Genomic DNA, 15,552 nt, shown 5'->3' with positions numbered 1-15,552 from the left:
GATCCATTTTTTGCTGGGGATCTCGCCCTACGGGATAGCTACGCTTCACGCCCTCTGTGCAATCAGCGCCCTTTGAAAGGGTGGAAATGGAGCGGATTGTCAGTGGACAGAGAGGTTGGGTGACACGAGGGTTAAGGGAATAAGCTTGGTGGGGCTTCCCCAACGCATTAAGCCAATACCAAGATGCTTTCTACTTCGCTATTCCAAAATTGAATTATAATGTCAAAATTATCTCTTAATATCTGAACAATCTTGGACGTTGGACTGTTACCAATGCGAAGGTAGATAAATTTGGGTGGATGCCCGTACAGCAAACTCCGTTGATGAAAATCAGAATCCTTGGAAACAATCACGAAATTATTCGCTTTTGCATATTCCCAAATAATTGAATCGTCAGTATTCGTAAGTGCCAAGGTTTTAACATGAGCGGAATCTGGATACAAATCAATAATCCTGTGAATAATTCCGTCTGACAGGTTTTCGTCCAGTAGTAGTTTCACAAAGATGCCACAAATAGTTTTTTCTCACGATCGGCAGCAAAGGCAAGGCAAGCTTTGATGTCTTGAGAAGTGAGTTCAGAAAAATCTTCGAGAACTTCTGCCTCTGTCATACCACCCGCCAGATACTCTAGGATATCATACACAGTAATTCGCATTCCCCGAATACACGGCTTGCCACTGCGTTTTCCCGGTTCGATCGTGATGATTTGATTGTATTCCATAGGTTTTTGAAAGTAATTGCTTAAATCTATCATAGATCGTATTTTTCCCAATCTCCGCTATCATCGTCAAGATTGTTCGACACAGATGATTGAGGCAGAAAAAGGCGAGATCCCTTTTTTGCTGGATCTCGCCCTACAGGATAGCTACGCTTCACGCATGGGGTGCAATCAGCGCTCTTTGAAAGGATGGAAATGGAGCGGATTATTAGTGAGAAAAGAGGTTGGGTGACACGAGGGTTAAGGGAATGTGTAGGAAAGGGATCTCGCTCAAGGGGAAAGCTACCAACTGGCACAACTATCACAAGCCGAGTAAACTTAATTTATGGACTTAGTTTTCTAAGATGATGGAAAGTGTAAATATCGATTTACGATTACTCGGGCGACTCATTACCTAGAGGGGCTTGACGGCGGTGACGAATGTGTACGATCGCAACTGTATCGCCCTCCACCACAAACAGAATCCGATAGGTTCTTCCTTTACCAACCCACAGTTGTCTAATTTCTCGACCGATGATGGCAGCTTCGGGTGCAATTGAGCAACGATAAGGAAACTGTTGCAGGGACGCGATCGCGTCTTGGAGGTCGTAGTACCAATGGTTTGCTGCATCAGCACTAAGATAATTGCACATCCAACGGTAGGCGGTTTCGATTTCTGCAAAGGCGGGTGGTTGGATGAGGACTTGATAACTCATGGACGTGAGGGAATGTTGAACTGCTGCTGTAGCGCTGTCAGAGCTCGATCGGCTGGGATACCTTCACCTCGATCGAAGCTTTCGAGTCCTTTGCGGATACCGATGATGGTTTCGAGGTAGTCGATGCGCTCTAACAGTTGTTCGTAGGTATTGAGTTGGCGGTGTGGAGTGGATTTGAGCGATCGCACCAAGCTTAGAATCTCGGTGAGCAGTTCGTCAGGGGTGCTATCGATTTCTTGCAGGAGGAGTTCTTTGATGGTCATCGCGGCATCTTGGGAGGATTGATACTTTTAGTATAGCCACTCTTGATCGGGGCGCTCGAAAGGGTGTGTTGGCATGATGCGATCGATCTTTTTGTTGATGGGGCGATCGCTCATAAGAACAAAGAAAGGGCGATCGCTCTTTTGTCTGCTAGGGCGATCGCTCATGAGAAAAAAGAAAGGGCGAGATCCCTACTGGATAGCTACGCTTCACGCCCTTCGTGCAATCATCGCCCTTTGAAAGGGTGGAAATGGAGCGGATTGTCAGTGGAAAGAGAGGTTGGGTGACACGAGGGTTAATGGAATATGTAGGAAAGGGATCTCGCCCGTCAGAGCGAGCTATAGGATAAAGTATTGACAAACTAGCTAACCTGTATAATATTGAAGCGTCATATTAAATCTAAAGCTGATTCAGGGATGATTTATCTGATTCAAGAGCGTGGGACTCAAGAGCAAATTGAAGAAATGCTAGAAATCCTGGGCAGTTATATTAAACTGGCAGTGGATATCGAACGGCGAATTCAAACCAGGTGGTGGAGAACTTCACGCTGATTGCGAAGCTTTGTTGGTGTAAAACGGGAGCAAGTAGGTAGATATCTGGGGAGCAGACTGGTATCCGCTGACGCAAGAGGTAGGCTATGAATCTCTAATCAATATCCGTCCGCGCCAGAACAATCGCTCGATGGAAATTCAAGACCCGCTTATTCGAGAACGGGTTGCTCAAATCGTTCAACAGTTATTAGGAAGATTATGAGAGATTGGAATGCTTTAAAATCACGCTATTTGCGAGACGAACTACCCATCCGTTTGGGAAATTTGGCATCTAATTTGGCACGAATTAAATCTCGATGTCAAAATTCAGCTAATGGCGAACTGGTTGAAGGTTTGCTGCAAGAAAGTAAGATATTTATTGAATGGACGGCTATGGATGCAGAGGTATAAATTGCCGCTGAGTTAGTTGAGTTACAAGTTCAGTTAGCTTGCTGGCAGTATTGTTGGGCAAGGATTTGGGAGGATGCGGAACAACGAATGAGAGTAGCCCAAGAAACAAAGATTTGGTCGGAGAAAGTGCTGAATATGTCTGGTTTGTTGGCTGTCAATTAGATAAATAGAGCGGCGATCGCTCTTTTTTGCTGGATCGCGGCCTACGGGATAGCTACACTTCACGCTCTCCGTGCAATCAGCGCACTTTGAAATGGTGGAAATGGAGCGGATTGTCAGTGGGAAAAGAGGTTGGGTGACAGGAGGGTTAAGGGAATGTGTAGGAAAGGGATCTCGCCCTTGTTGGAAAAAACTAGAAGGGCGATCGCGCAACTCTTCCATTGTATTGAGACGAGTCTGCTGTGAGGGTACTGGTGAGCGATCGAGATAAATATGATAATATTAATAAACGAACAATTAATTTGTCGAAAGAGTGTGAAAGAGTGATTCCAGAATTCGATGAAAACGGCAATCTACCACTCTTAGGTTCATTTCTGTGAATGGGAGGAGTTTGAGGAGAGATTTGGCACGACTGTTAAAAGAGAGAACATGATACGGGGTTTGAAACTGGCAATGACCCAGTTAAAAGCAGCAGGTGCTAGAACTATCTATATTAATGGTAGTTTTGTTACCAGTGAAGAAACCCCTAATGATTTTGATGCTTGTTACGATCGCGAAACTGTAGATAGGGAGTATTTGAGAACGAATGCTCCTAGATTGTTCAATCATTTTGAAAGAACTGCCCAAAAAGCTAAGTATAGAGGGGAAATTTTCCCCTCCGACGAACCTGTAGGCAATTACGGCGACAATTCCTTTGAGTTTTTTCAAAAGGATAGAAGACACAGGAAGAAAGGAATTATAGCGATAGATTTAATGAGGTGGGAACCATGATTAAAGATGAACTAGAGTATGAAGTCAGCAAAGAATGGGTAGAGAAATTTAACAAAACTCTAGCAGCAATGGAGCGAGATGAAGAAGCAAAAAGAAAGGACTTTCTCAAATGGGATGCAGGTAGAGGTTCGATCCAGTGCCATTTGGATCAATTACATGAAGAAATAGCGGAATATGAAAGATTGATGGCGTGGGACAAGAGCAAGCCGATCGAAATTGTAGTTGAGAATTTCAATAAACTGTCAGAGGCTTTAATTAAAGCTCGGATGGCTGCCAAAATGAGTGAAGAAGAACTAGCGGAAATTTTGGATATTGACCCAGAATGCATCAAGGGATACGAGAAAAAAAAATATCAAAATGCTAGTTTGACGGAAATTCTTGACATTAGCTTGGCTTTGGGTTTGGAGTTTAAAACTGCTGTGATGCAGGTAGATTTTGAGGAAATAGAGGCTATTAAAGAAACAGCGGAAAGATGGCGCAAACGAAAAAGAGAGAAGGCAAGTAAAACAGCCTAAAGGTTTGGATGATTTGATCAATAAAACTGCTGAATATGTCGGGTTTGTTGGCTGTCAATTAGATAATGGCGATCGCTTTTTCATTTTTGGCGATCGCTCATGAGAACAAAGAAAGGGCGATCGCCCTACAGGATAGCTACGCTTCACGCCCTCTGTGCAATCATCGCCTTTTGGAATGGTGGAAATGGAGCGAATTGTCAGTGGAAAAAGAGGTTGGGTGACACGAGGGTTAAGGGAATATGCAATTCGGGAGCTCGCAATGAATGTCAGTCACCCAGATTCATCAGCATAATTTTGAAACAGTTAATTAGACCGTGACAGACTTTTCAAAAGACACATCATACTTTTTGGCATTGCTACTCGCTTTAATCAAGGCTATCAACAGAAAATTGGGGAACTACAGTCTCTACTGGATTTTGACAGCGAATTCTCATACTCAAAGATTGAGAATATTTTTTTGATACTCTAGCAGAGTACACTCTCTCCTCATCATGCCCCAGTAAGTATCTGATTGTAACGTCGTAGGACACACCATCTTCTAAGGGTGTTACGTGACTAGCAGCAGAGGCGTTAAACCACTGCCAACCAATATCAAGCAACAGTTGCTTCTCTACTACTTGTGCTACTTTAGGCAGTATTGCCCATCCTCTATAAGAGGATACAGTTTTATTTAAGTCTCCGGTTCGGTTAATGATTGCAGTAAAAATATCTTCGTTCATTCTTCCATAGTATCTACCATCTGGAAAATCAATCATGGTTGGTGCAAAACGATGCCCTCCAAAGTGACTCGACTCCCATACTTCAACTTTTTCATGAACATTGTTCGAGTCTAGTATATCGTTAGACTTGATGTATAATGATGTTCCGTACTTGCCACAGCATTGGTCAAATCCTCCGTGAGTACAAATCAGAATATTACGATTCTTTTCAGAGCTATATTTTGATGGAAGTTTCTGATTAATGAAGTAATCTTCAATGGTATCAGATACCCGATCATAATCTGAACATTCTGCTTTATATAAAGTAAATCCATTGGACAAATCGTAATTCTGTGAGCGCACATAAAACAAAACTTGAATACGATCAATATGCTTAGTATTGTTGTTTTGAATTAGAAGAAAACGTGCAGATTCACGATATTGCTTAATCATTAAGCGTAATTTTTGAGGAATTATTTTTGATTCAAATGCTTCATTCGTCCAGGGTTTTTTACATTCAATCAAAATATACACTTCTGTTAAAAGTGCTGTACCAATAAGTTCCTCGTTAAGAAGTAAAGATTGAGCCGAGCAAAAAAACTTGTCTGATGTTACCATACTTACCTCATAAGAATAGATCAAGATCATCTTAGTGAGAAAATCTCACATAATGCCTTCAAGCAAATTTTATCAATGCTTCACTTAGCAGATGTTCCAATATGGCAGCAACATCACCTTCAGAAAGCTCAGACACTTGAAGAGACTCTTGAAAGCTGAATTCATTATGGCTAAATATAAACTTAAGAAGATGTTCCGCCTTACTACTAAAACGATGAATTTTTCCATGGATTATCAGATTTATCATGAGCTTATCTTCATCTAACTCCAGTAGAAACTGCTGATTTTTATATCGTATAAATGAAGAAATGTTAGAAAACTCAATCCTATGTTTGTCAGTAGAATAAGGCCAATAGAATGGTTCAAATACTTGCGATTTGCTTAGACAGGACCTTGCATAATAAGCGAATAGTTGATTATCATTTAATTTTTGAATAAACTTTTCTTTTAAGTCATTAAAATGTTGTAAATGAAGATCGTGGTAGTATCGTCCCTCATGAATTTCGTGGCTAAAAACTAGAGGAAAAGATTGCCTAAAAGAGACATCATCACGCAATTCATTGGTCAACCACGTTGCAAAATCAATCCCTGTTCTTGCGTCTATACCGATAGTCAGATGTAGCGACTGCTCATCCTTTGCAGTTGCAGCGTGCCAATGACCTCTTGGAATGTATAGAACATCTCCTGAAGATAAGAGACAATCTAGGACAGGAGAATCAGGAATGTCAGAGCTATGACTCTTTTGTACAAATAGTGGGAACTTTGTATCTTCTGAGTCTTCATAGACTTTCCACCTTTTGTGACCTTCAATTTGAAGAATAATCACATCATGATGATCGTAGTGTACATTGAATGCTTGACGACCTGGTTGAGAGAAGTAGAGGTTAGCATTAACAGGCTCCCCAATTTCCTTGGATAGCGAATCAACTGCTCTTCTAACTTGTGAGTCATAGTTCTGTAGTTGGTCGATGATGACTGTAGCACCTTTCCGACACCAATCAATAATCTTCGACTGCTCAGATAGATCGTTGATGGGTTTTCCGTCTAAAACAAGTTTCATCGTAGGAAGAGGAAAGAAAGACTTATTCATTATTTGGTTTAAGGAAGACCATCCAAACAACCAATCAAACTTTTTATCCTCGCTTCTAATTAAAATAGAACGCTTTGTGTAATAAAGTTCTCTGAACTCTTTGAGGGTAATTGGTGCCAAAATTTTTGAAAAAGTTGTTGCCATATTATACTGCATCGAAATAAATTTTGGGCAAATCGATAAAAGAGGTAAATTCAACCAAGCTTGAAGTAATAATGTCCTAACTTGGCTGAATAGATAGATCCGTTAGATGCTGTTGAAGCCACTAACCTGATTCTGCCCCCTCTCCTCCATTCTCACCGCTTTCCCAAGTTTGCTTTGTAAATTTTGGACGGGCGACTGGGTAAGGTTCAACTCCAATCACGACCGACAGAACATTATTCTCTTGTTTCGACTTAGATTTCATGCAAACACCTCAGAAAATTGATTAATCCGACCTCAAACTAGATTAGGCATTATCATCACCCTCCCCGTTACTCCAATTCAACTTTGTAAACTTCGGTTGCACACTGGGGTAATTCTCAACCGAGATTTGCATTACCTTGACATTCTTTTTTCCCTTGCTGCAAGTCTTGATCTCATTTTTCATTTTTGAGGACTCCTTAAGTTCAAAGTAGACAATGTACAAGCGTCGCCACACCAGCAACTGGAGCAGGATAACTTTGAATTTGACCGCTGTTTCGGTGTTACAGGCTAGAAAGTGGCAACTGTTCAATCCCTAAAGTGACGCTTCATACTTCTCCCATAATCCCTATAAATCAAAGCTTTGTCTAGCTCAAAAATGTTCAATTTTGTTGGCAATTTTGTCTGCTACTCCAACTCCCTTGCCTGAAGAATGTTGATAAATGCCATAAAATGTTGGAAAAAGTTAGGTATAATACGGAAAATAACCACATCTACAAGAGTGCATGAATCTTAAGGAAGTGTTACAAATGGCTGACGAGATGGTATTTGCCAAAACGGGTAAGCACCTTGATGACTTACAAGAGGCGATTCTGCGGGGAAGCATACAAGGTGAGAAATACACCAAAATTGCCGAGGAGATTCACTGTAACGAGAGTTATATCAGGGATGTTGGCTCAAAATTATGGCAAATACTTTCAGAGGAATTAGGCGAAGAGGTTAATAAAACGAATTTACGATCGGCAATGGGAAGGTTTATATTTGAAAATGTCTCTAATTTTGAAAACGTAGCAATTAGTAGTTTTAACACCTGTGTAGAAGCTAGACACCCGCTAAACATACCAAATCCACACCCACCAAATCAAGAAACATCGCATCAAGATTTAAGCGAGATGCCAGAATTAGGTGCTTTTTACGATCGCACCCCACAACTCAAAACCCTCACAACCTGGATTCTACAACAAAACAGCAGCCTCATAACCCTCACCGGCGGACTCGGTATCGGCAAAACCACGCTAGCAGTGCAACTCGTCCAACAAATCAAACACGAGTTTGAATGCGTCATTTGGTACAACCTCGACACATCCCCCACCCTCCCTGAATTTGAAGCCCACTTAATCCAGTTTTTCTCCCAGCCGGAAAAGCAAGATTCAGCGACAACCAACCCGAAAGCATTACCCCTAATTAAATATTTACAAAAACATCGCTGCTTAGTAGTCTTAGATGAAGTTCACAACCTGTTCAGCAGCGGCGAATTAGCAGGAAAATATAAGCCGGGATACGAAGAATATCGCTCCTTATTCAAAAAAATAGATAAAATATCCCATCAAAGTTGCTTCCTGCTTATCGGTTGGGAACAACCCAGAGAAGTTACTGAAGTTAAAAATCAAAATACACACATTAATACCTTACAACTCAAAGGCTTAGACATCGCAGCCGGACGGGAAATCCTCAGAGATTATGGATTAGCAGATATCGACAACTACTCAGGACTGATTCACCGCTACCAAGGCAATCCCCTCTGGTTAAAAAGCGTCGCCACTCTGATGCAAGAGTTGGGCGGATGCGTCACAGAGTTATTAGCAGATGATACCATATTGTTGCCGGAAGATTTGAAAGATGTTTTGCAGCAGCAGTTTAGCCGCTTATCGGAAATAGAAAAACAAGTCCTCTCTTTGTTTTGTCGGGAAAGCGCACCAGTCAACCTGACAAAATTACTAGAATATGGCACTTTGCGATCGCCAGATTTACTCAATGCGCTCCAATCTTTATCGCGGCGTTGCTTCATCGACAAAGCTGGAAGTTTTTATACTTTGCCACCTGTGTTGAGGGAATATATCAAAGGGTTTTAATTCAAGCAGGATTTATATTATCTCTGGTCGATTACCATAACAAAAACAGTTCGTTCGTAGTGTGGACTTTAGTCCGCAGCCAACCAAGCGGACTAAAGTCCACACTACGAACCTGACTTATTGCGATTACGCAACATTCTAAGACAAAAATTCTGGGTTTTAGTCCACAAGTCGGGTAAAAAAACTACTTTCTTTGGCTTTCATGCGTTCAGGACTGACTTACAATACTTAAGATTACTTTTTTTCAGCCGATCGCACTTAAGCACCAATCAATGAAATATTCTGCATCCAGCCCCAGAAACAACAGCCAAACCTCTCGCTTTGACGGACTATCTTTGGACGATCGCAATCCCGACTTCATTAAACTCATGCTACCGCTGTGGGAATGGCTGTACCGCTACTATTTTCGCGTACAAAGCGACGGCTGGCACCACGTCCCCGCGAGCGGAAAAATGCTCGTTGTCGGCTCTCACAACGGGGGAATCGCCGCTCCTGATATGTTTATGTTCCTATACGAATGGTTCCACAGGTACGGCACGGAACGATTGGCCTACGGATTGATGCACCCGACGGTGTGGCAAGTTTCTCCTGATATTGCTGGTATGGCGGTTCGGTGTGGCGCCCTGAAAGCACATCCGAAAATGGCGATCGCAGCTTTGCGAAAAAATGCTCCGGTTCTCGTTTATCCGGGCGGCGCCGAAGACACTTTTCGTCCCCATCACTTGCGGAACAAAATCTACTTTGCCGGACGCAAGGGATTTATTAAATTAGCATTGCGAGAAGAAGTGCCAATTCTACCAATTATATCCCACGGTGCCCACGATACTTTGATAGTATTGGCAGATTTTTACGAAGAAGTTAAGCAATTGCATGAATTGGGGATGCCGTGGTTGTTTGGCATCGATCCGGTGGTGTTTCCAGTGTATTTGGGATTGCCTTGGGGATTAAGTCTTGGGCCTTTGCCACATCTGCCTTTACCGGTGCAAATTCGGACTCGCGTGTGCGAACCGATTGTATTTGAGAGGTACGGTAAAGAGGCGGCGGGCGATCGCGATTATGTTGATGCTTGTTTCGATTTAGTTACCAATCAAATGCAAGCACAATTAGATAATTTGGTTCGTAGTAAGGACTTCAGTGCTTAAAGCTCAATGTTTAAGTGCTAAAATTATGACTGCAAAAAACTTTGGCAATTGATATTATCATTTATGCCCAGTCCTAAACGCATCAGCCCAAAGAAACCGGGTTTTTTAGCCGATCTGCGGACTACAACGAAAGATTTTCGTAAAAAACCCGGTTTCTGACTACCCGTGCGATCGCGAACTAATACAAATTCAACAAACTATTGCCACAAATTTTAATTGTATACAAACTATTTTTTATATCGTGCCTGGTCGATTGACCGCAATAAAATTCGATCGCACGTGCGGACTTCATTCCGCTTGGAGGCGGAGGACCCAAGTCCGCACTACGAACCATTTTTTTGATGGTAATAGACTGGACATCATATCATTGGCACAACCCACTCCCGGACACGGCAATGCCGTTTCCCTACTTGTAAAATCTAAAATGGTATAATTGCCCGATCGCCTTTAACGCAATTCTCGGATGAAAAAGTACCGCCGGCGGCTCAATCATGTGCAGAACTTCCAAAAAAGCTTGACAAACTTTCGCATCTGTAGTCAATAGTTTTAACACCAGATCCATGTAATCAATTGTCAGCCGCGTAGCCAGGTTTGGTTTTGCACCTGCACTTCCCCGATAGCGCGAATCCTGACTGATTGCAAACGTCCAAGGGATAGTATGTAATTTTGCGAGTTTTTGTTGAAAATGTCGCCCAAAGCCTGTTAAATCGCCTGCTGGATACCGCTGCCACTGATGCAGCAGGCACTCATCAAGCATCTGAGCATCCAATCCAGCAACCGTCATTCCCTGGCCGTAAACTGGGTTGAAAGCGCAAACAGCATGGCCGACAATTACCAAATTTTCAGGATAGCGCGGGAGGCGTTCGTAGTGGCGCAAACGGTTTTCTGTACCTCGATAACTATACACAGGTGCGATCGCCTCTGCGTCTTTAATCGCATCATAAATCATCGGAGTTGGCAGACTGCGGGCAAATTCTAAAAAACCTGCTTCGTCTGCGGGGGGATAATCGCGATCGCCCCCAGCCAGAATTGCCAGCCAGCGATTGCCTTCGATCGGGAAAATTGCACCGCCGCGAGTGCGAAATGGCGGTGCAGTTGACACAAATACTGGCGTTGTATCTGACAATTTACCCCTGCATTCATAGATGCGACTGGCATAGCCGACAAAAGCATTGATCAGTGTTTCTCGCGGAGGTTCATAGCCGATTTTTTTCAACCATTTAGGTGTTTGAGAAACTTTGCCACTAGCATCGACTACTAAATCTGCATTCAAATTCTCTTCATTTGTGTTAGCTGGGTTTTGGCGATCGCGAAAACGCACCGACACGCCAGCAACCCCCAGGCCCGAGTCCTTCGCCAGCAACCCCGTTACTGTCCCTCCTTCGAGGAAATGCACGTTGGTATTTTCAGCCAAGCGGCGGCGAATTTGCCGATCGAGTAAATCCCGACTGAACATAATTAAATCATTGACATCCGGGCTAAAATGTGTCGCCCAACCCTGCGGACTAAACCACCCAATTGACTTCGGATCTAACCTCGGAGCACCAGCAGCTATTAGTTCATTTTCTAAGCCGGGAAACAACTGTTCTATGATGATTTTGCCCCGATTCAAAAGGATGTGCAGGTGGCGCGATTGAGGAAGGCCGGGGCGGGGTGCAGCTTCTTCTGGAAAAAAATCTCGTTCAACAATACTTACGCGATCGAAATGTTTGGCTAATACTCTAGCAGCCAACAGTCCTGCCAAACTTCCGCCCATAATAATTGCATGACTTTCTCGCTGCATCATCGCATCCTTTGAAGGCTAATAACTAATACCATGTCCGTTGAATTCCCCGTTATAAACTTTTGTCGCCTGGTGGGGGCGGGTTTATAGATATTGTGAATGTGAATCAAAGATTGTTGGTGAAACCCGCCCCTACAAGTATTGCGGTTCGTTAAAAAAAGTCGAGTTAACAAGTTAAACAAAATTGTCTTAGCACAAATACGCCTAAAGTGACAGTAGGCCGCAGACATATTTATACACTTCCGACTGTAGGGGGATGCTTTAGCTCGTCAATAAAGCGATGCTTGCCATTGGGGGCATGAGTCTCAAACTATACATTAGTCAGCTCGCGCCAGCGATCGCGCGCACCCACCCTTTAACGAGGAATATACTATGTATCAAAATTTGCCAATAAATCCACAACTGTATAACATTGGGTTCTGGCTGGCTCAAGTGCCTGTAGAACAGACTACTACTACAACAAGCAGAGTAGAAGACGCAGCACTTCTCTATTCCGGGCCACAATTTTTTATCGCCCTCATAGCTGGAGTCGTCCTCGCCTGCGCTTTCCAACTCTTGCTAACAAATTTATCAGTAGCCGCGGGCCTTTCCTACATCGGACAATCCCACGACGGACACCACTCGGATAGCGGCGGCCCGCCAGTGCGCCACATCGGCCGCAAAGTCGGCACTTGGACGCTAATCACCGTTACCGTCGCCCTCTTCTTCGCTTGCTTGCTAGCAGTTAAGCTGAGCTTGATTAGCAGTCCCGGTTTAGGTGCGATCGTCGGTTTAGTCGTGTGGGCGGCCTATTTCTCACTCCTCGTCTGGGTGAGCTCCACCACCGTCGGTTCCCTGATCGGTTCCGTCGTTAACACCGCAACATCAGGCGTTCAAGCTATTTTCGGTACCGCAGCCGCAGCCCTGGGCGCCAAAGCAGCCAGCAATCAAGTAGTAGCCACAGCCAAAGCAGCCGCCGCCGCAGTGGGCCACGAACTCGGTAGCGCGATCGACCCCACCAGCTTGCGGGAAAATGTCGAAGACTACATCCAAGCCCTCAAACCGCCGGAATTAGACATCAAAGCGATGCGCAGCGAGTTTGAAAAGCTGCTTAACGATCCGCAACTCAAAAGCATTGCGGGCGAAAATTTGCCGAATCTCGATCGCCAAACTCTCGTAGATTTAGTCAGTTCGCGATCGGACTTGTCAAAACGCGATGTCAACCGGATTGTAGACCAACTCCAAGATGCTTGGAAACAAGTAGGAAAACAAGACCAGAAATCTGACGGAATCGCCCAATTGATAGATTATCTCAAATCAGCAAAATCGGGAGATTTGCTCTCAGATACGCTGACAAGTAGGGTAGAAAAAGTTCTCGGGAATCTGGGCGGTCAAAATTCCGGGGACAGCCCCACAATGATGTCCCAAGCAACGACAATGGCAGTCAATGCTTTAATGGGAATAGTTTTGGGTCGCACCGATATTTCCGACTTGGATGTGGAAAAAGTAATTGGTCAGCTCAAAACAGCTAAAGACAAAGTTAGCCAGCAAGCTGATAAAATTACCGCTCAAGTCAAGGGCGAACCAGAAACTTACAGCCCAATTCGTGCTGACGTAGAAAACTACTTGCTCAACACTTATTCGTGGCAGATGAACCCGCAAAAGATCGAGCGCGAATTCCGTGAGGTGCTCTACGATCCAACCGCAGATCCGGGAACAGTGCGCCGCGAATTAGAAAAACTAAATCAGTCTAAGTTTGCAGAAATCCTGGCAAGTCGCGGCGTTTTTACCCAAGACAAAATTAAAGAAATTTCCCAGGAACTAGAAGGAATTAGACAGCGAGTTTTACAAACTGCTATTTTTGCAGAGGAGCAAGAAAAAGCTCGCGATTTGCAGTGGCGCGTGGAAACTTATTTGAAGCTGACGCCAAAAGCAGAATTTACTTCCTCAGGTATCGGGAGCGATTTCAAAAAAATCCTAGAGGATTCTGATGCTACTTACGAACAGTTGCGCGATCGGCTGACTCCTTTCACCCGCGACAGTTTCATCCAAATCCTCAGAGGCCGCGAAGGCTTCGGTTTCCAGGAAGTCGAACAGATTGTTAAAGAGTTGGAAAGGACGCGAGATGTAGTTTTAGCAGATTCTAAAGGTCTGCAAGAAGCTGCGCAAGTCCGACTAGACAATCAGTGGCAAAAAGTACAAGAATACTTGAAGTCTACGGGCAAAGAAGAACTCAATCCCGAAGGCCTCAAGCGCGATTTTAAAACCCTCCTGGACAACCCGGAAGCGGGAATGTGGGCGCTCAGAGCTAGAGCTTCTCGGTTCGATCGCGAAACTTTGGTAAAATTGCTATCTCAGCGGAAAGACCTCAGCGAAGACCAAGTAAATCAGCTTCTCGACAGCGCCGAAGAAACTTGGCACAGCGCGCTAGAAGCACCGCAAAAGCTGGCAGAAAAAGCTAAGGATCAGTACGACCAAACTACCACCGCCCTAGCAGATTACCTCCGCAATACAGGCAAGGCAGAACTCAATCCTGAAGGGATTAAGCGGGATTTGACCAAACTGATGGAAAATCCCAAAGAAGGGGCTTTAGCGCTGCGCGGCCGCCTGTCTCAGGTCGATCGCGATACTTTGGTCAAACTGCTTTCTCAGAGGGAAGATTTGACCGAGGAACAAGTCAATCAAATTATCGACCAAGTGCAGGAAACTCTGGGATCGATCGTGAAAGCGCCGCGCCGTTTGGCGAAGCGGGTGCAAACCCAAGTCCACGATTTTCAGAGCATCTTAGAGGATTATTTGCGCAATACGGGCAAGGAGGAATTAAATCCCGAAGCCATCAAGCGCGACTTGCAACTGCTGCTGCACGACCCAAAAGTCGGCGCTTACAGTTTGGGCGAACGGCTGTCGCATATCGATCGCTCGACGATGATTTCTCTGCTGTCTCAGCGGCCGGATATTTCCGAAGCCGAAGCTGCTCGCATTGTCGATCAAATTTTGTCGGTGCGCGACCAATTCGCACTGCAAATCCAGAAAATTCAGGAGGGCATTCAGTCGGTAATTGACGGAGTTCTCGGAAAAATTCGGGATTACCTCAATTCGCTCGATCGCCCCGAGCTCAATTACGAAGGCATTACGCGGGATGTGCGCAAGTTATTTGACGATCCGCAAGCCGGATTTGATGCTTTGCGCGATCGCCTCGGTCATTTCAACCGCGATACTTTAGTAGCCCTAATTAGTTCGCGCGAGGACATTTCCGAAGCAGATGCGAACCGTTTGATCGACCAAATTGAAAGAAGCCGCAACAGCGTCTTGCAAAGAGCAGAACGCTTGCAGCAAGAAGCGCAGCTTCGCCTCGAAAGCATCAGATTGCAAGCTGAAAAACAAGCTGAAGAAACTCGGAAAGCAGCGGAAGTTGCCTCTTGGTGGCTGTTTTTCACGGCTCTTTCCTCGGCCTTTGCGGCTGCGGGCGCTGGTGCTTTAGCTGTCATCCGCTAAAAAAGAGTCAATTTGCGCGATCGGATTTCTAATAGTGCCTGATGTGATTTCCTACTCACATCAGGCACTATTTTTAGGAGCATTCTCAAGAGCGTGCCAGCTCTATTTACGATTATAAAATTGGTTTGTAGTGAGGACTTCAGTCCTTCTTCTTCTTGCGGACTCAAGTCCTCACATTGTAAAATTGGTTTGTAGTGAGGACTTCAGTCCTTCTTCTTCTTCTTCTTCTTCTTCTTCTTCTTCTTCTTCTTGCGGACTAAAGTCCTCACTACGAACCTTAAAGCAAAACAGAATTGTTATCAGCCTTCTCAAGAGCGGTTCTCAAGCCAGGACGCTTGTTCTCTCAACCGCCGCCCTGCGCAGGGCCCGGCGAGTATCAAACGCAAACTTTTTTTGACTTCGATCGCCCGGATCTGAGAAAATCGCGGTTAG

16 protein-coding genes and 1 pseudogene are annotated in these 15,552 nt (G+C 44.4%); 10 read left to right on the top strand and 7 right to left on the bottom strand.

Annotation, left to right across the window (positions count from 1 at the left end; translation table 11 throughout):
• Positions 1 to 167 precede the first annotated feature (167 nt).
• The 4 genes from QUB64_RS28695 to QUB64_RS28680 form a co-directional block, all read right to left on the bottom strand.
• Positions 168 to 500 carry a DUF5615 family PIN-like protein gene (locus QUB64_RS28695; RefSeq protein WP_333277217.1) on the bottom strand — a complete coding sequence of 111 codons (333 nt, stop codon included), beginning with the start codon at positions 498 to 500 and terminating at the stop codon, positions 168 to 170.
• Positions 497 to 721, bottom strand: a complete 225-nt coding sequence (locus tag QUB64_RS28690; protein WP_293134555.1) for a DUF433 domain-containing protein — start codon at positions 719 to 721, stop codon at positions 497 to 499. The genes QUB64_RS28695 and QUB64_RS28690 overlap by 4 nt, the downstream gene beginning before the upstream one ends.
• 371 nt (positions 722 to 1,092) lie before the next feature.
• Entirely contained in the window at positions 1,093 to 1,413 is a 321-nt protein-coding gene (locus QUB64_RS28685) for a type II toxin-antitoxin system RelE/ParE family toxin (RefSeq protein ID WP_333277215.1), read from the bottom strand.
• Positions 1,410 to 1,676, bottom strand: a complete 267-nt coding sequence (locus QUB64_RS28680) for a hypothetical protein (protein ID WP_333277213.1) — start codon at positions 1,674 to 1,676, stop codon at positions 1,410 to 1,412. The genes QUB64_RS28685 and QUB64_RS28680 overlap by 4 nt, the downstream gene beginning before the upstream one ends.
• 63 nt (positions 1,677 to 1,739) lie before the next feature.
• Between QUB64_RS28680 and QUB64_RS28675 the strand changes: the two genes are divergently transcribed.
• The 7 genes and pseudogenes from QUB64_RS28675 (at position 1,740) to QUB64_RS28655 (ending at position 4,281) form a co-directional block, all read left to right on the top strand.
• Positions 1,740 to 1,961 (top strand): hypothetical protein, encoded by a 222-nt coding sequence (locus QUB64_RS28675; RefSeq protein ID WP_333277211.1) that lies wholly within the window; start codon positions 1,740 to 1,742, stop codon positions 1,959 to 1,961.
• A gap of 129 nt (positions 1,962 to 2,090) precedes the next feature.
• On the top strand, positions 2,091 to 2,225 hold the full coding sequence (locus tag QUB64_RS33100; RefSeq protein ID WP_369124825.1) for a DUF5674 family protein: 135 nt from the start codon (positions 2,091 to 2,093) through the stop codon (positions 2,223 to 2,225).
• A gap of 43 nt (positions 2,226 to 2,268) precedes the next feature.
• Complete coding sequence (locus QUB64_RS33095) at positions 2,269 to 2,427, top strand: DUF5674 family protein (RefSeq protein ID WP_369124827.1); 159 nt, start codon at positions 2,269 to 2,271, stop codon at positions 2,425 to 2,427.
• Positions 2,424 to 2,615, top strand: coding sequence for a hypothetical protein (locus QUB64_RS28670; RefSeq protein ID WP_333277209.1), 192 nt, complete (start codon positions 2,424 to 2,426; stop codon positions 2,613 to 2,615). The genes QUB64_RS33095 and QUB64_RS28670 overlap by 4 nt, the downstream gene beginning before the upstream one ends.
• 585 nt (positions 2,616 to 3,200) lie before the next feature.
• Positions 3,201 to 3,545, top strand: a pseudogene (locus QUB64_RS28665) (DUF6932 family protein); the annotation flags it as partial.
• Positions 3,542 to 4,060: a helix-turn-helix transcriptional regulator gene (locus QUB64_RS28660; protein ID WP_333277205.1), complete on the top strand. Its 519-nt coding sequence runs from the start codon at positions 3,542 to 3,544 to the stop codon at positions 4,058 to 4,060. The pseudogene QUB64_RS28665 and the gene QUB64_RS28660, both read left to right, overlap by 4 nt.
• 65 nt (positions 4,061 to 4,125) lie before the next feature.
• Positions 4,126 to 4,281, top strand: coding sequence for a hypothetical protein (locus QUB64_RS28655; protein WP_333277203.1), 156 nt, complete (start codon positions 4,126 to 4,128; stop codon positions 4,279 to 4,281).
• A 144-nt stretch (positions 4,282 to 4,425) separates the two neighbouring features.
• Here the strand turns inward: QUB64_RS28655 and QUB64_RS28650 are convergent, their stop codons facing one another.
• The gene (locus QUB64_RS28650; RefSeq protein ID WP_333277201.1) at positions 4,426 to 5,376 is read right to left on the bottom strand and encodes a sucrase ferredoxin; all 951 of its coding nucleotides are present in this window, start codon (positions 5,374 to 5,376) and stop codon (positions 4,426 to 4,428) included.
• Between the two features lie 58 nt (positions 5,377 to 5,434).
• Positions 5,435 to 6,610 (bottom strand): JmjC domain-containing protein, encoded by a 1,176-nt coding sequence (locus tag QUB64_RS28645; protein WP_333277199.1) that lies wholly within the window; start codon positions 6,608 to 6,610, stop codon positions 5,435 to 5,437.
• A gap of 764 nt (positions 6,611 to 7,374) precedes the next feature.
• Between QUB64_RS28645 and QUB64_RS28640 the strand changes: the two genes are divergently transcribed.
• Both QUB64_RS28640 and QUB64_RS28635 read left to right on the top strand, forming a co-directional pair.
• Entirely contained in the window at positions 7,375 to 8,721 is a 1,347-nt protein-coding gene (locus QUB64_RS28640) for an NB-ARC domain-containing protein (protein ID WP_333277197.1), read from the top strand.
• A 272-nt stretch (positions 8,722 to 8,993) separates the two neighbouring features.
• The gene (locus tag QUB64_RS28635; protein WP_333277195.1) at positions 8,994 to 9,863 is read left to right on the top strand and encodes a glycerol acyltransferase; all 870 of its coding nucleotides are present in this window, start codon (positions 8,994 to 8,996) and stop codon (positions 9,861 to 9,863) included.
• Positions 9,864 to 10,269: 406 nt separating this feature from the next.
• On the opposite strand, the gene QUB64_RS28630 is transcribed toward QUB64_RS28635, so the two are convergent.
• Positions 10,270 to 11,649 carry an NAD(P)/FAD-dependent oxidoreductase gene (locus tag QUB64_RS28630; protein ID WP_333277193.1) on the bottom strand — a complete coding sequence of 460 codons (1,380 nt, stop codon included), beginning with the start codon at positions 11,647 to 11,649 and terminating at the stop codon, positions 10,270 to 10,272.
• Positions 11,650 to 12,018: 369 nt separating this feature from the next.
• On the opposite strand from QUB64_RS28630, the gene QUB64_RS28625 reads away from it, so the two are divergent.
• Positions 12,019 to 15,120 (top strand): MFS transporter, encoded by a 3,102-nt coding sequence (locus tag QUB64_RS28625; protein WP_333277191.1) that lies wholly within the window; start codon positions 12,019 to 12,021, stop codon positions 15,118 to 15,120.
• Positions 15,121 to 15,552: the final 432 nt, after the last annotated feature.

This window comes from Microcoleus sp. Aus8_D2 (genome assembly GCF_036702665.1).
Taxonomy (GTDB): domain Bacteria; phylum Cyanobacteriota; class Cyanobacteriia; order Cyanobacteriales; family Microcoleaceae; genus Microcoleus.
Note: the sequence above shows the minus strand (reverse complement) of the source record. Positions and strands in the feature narration are given on the sequence as shown.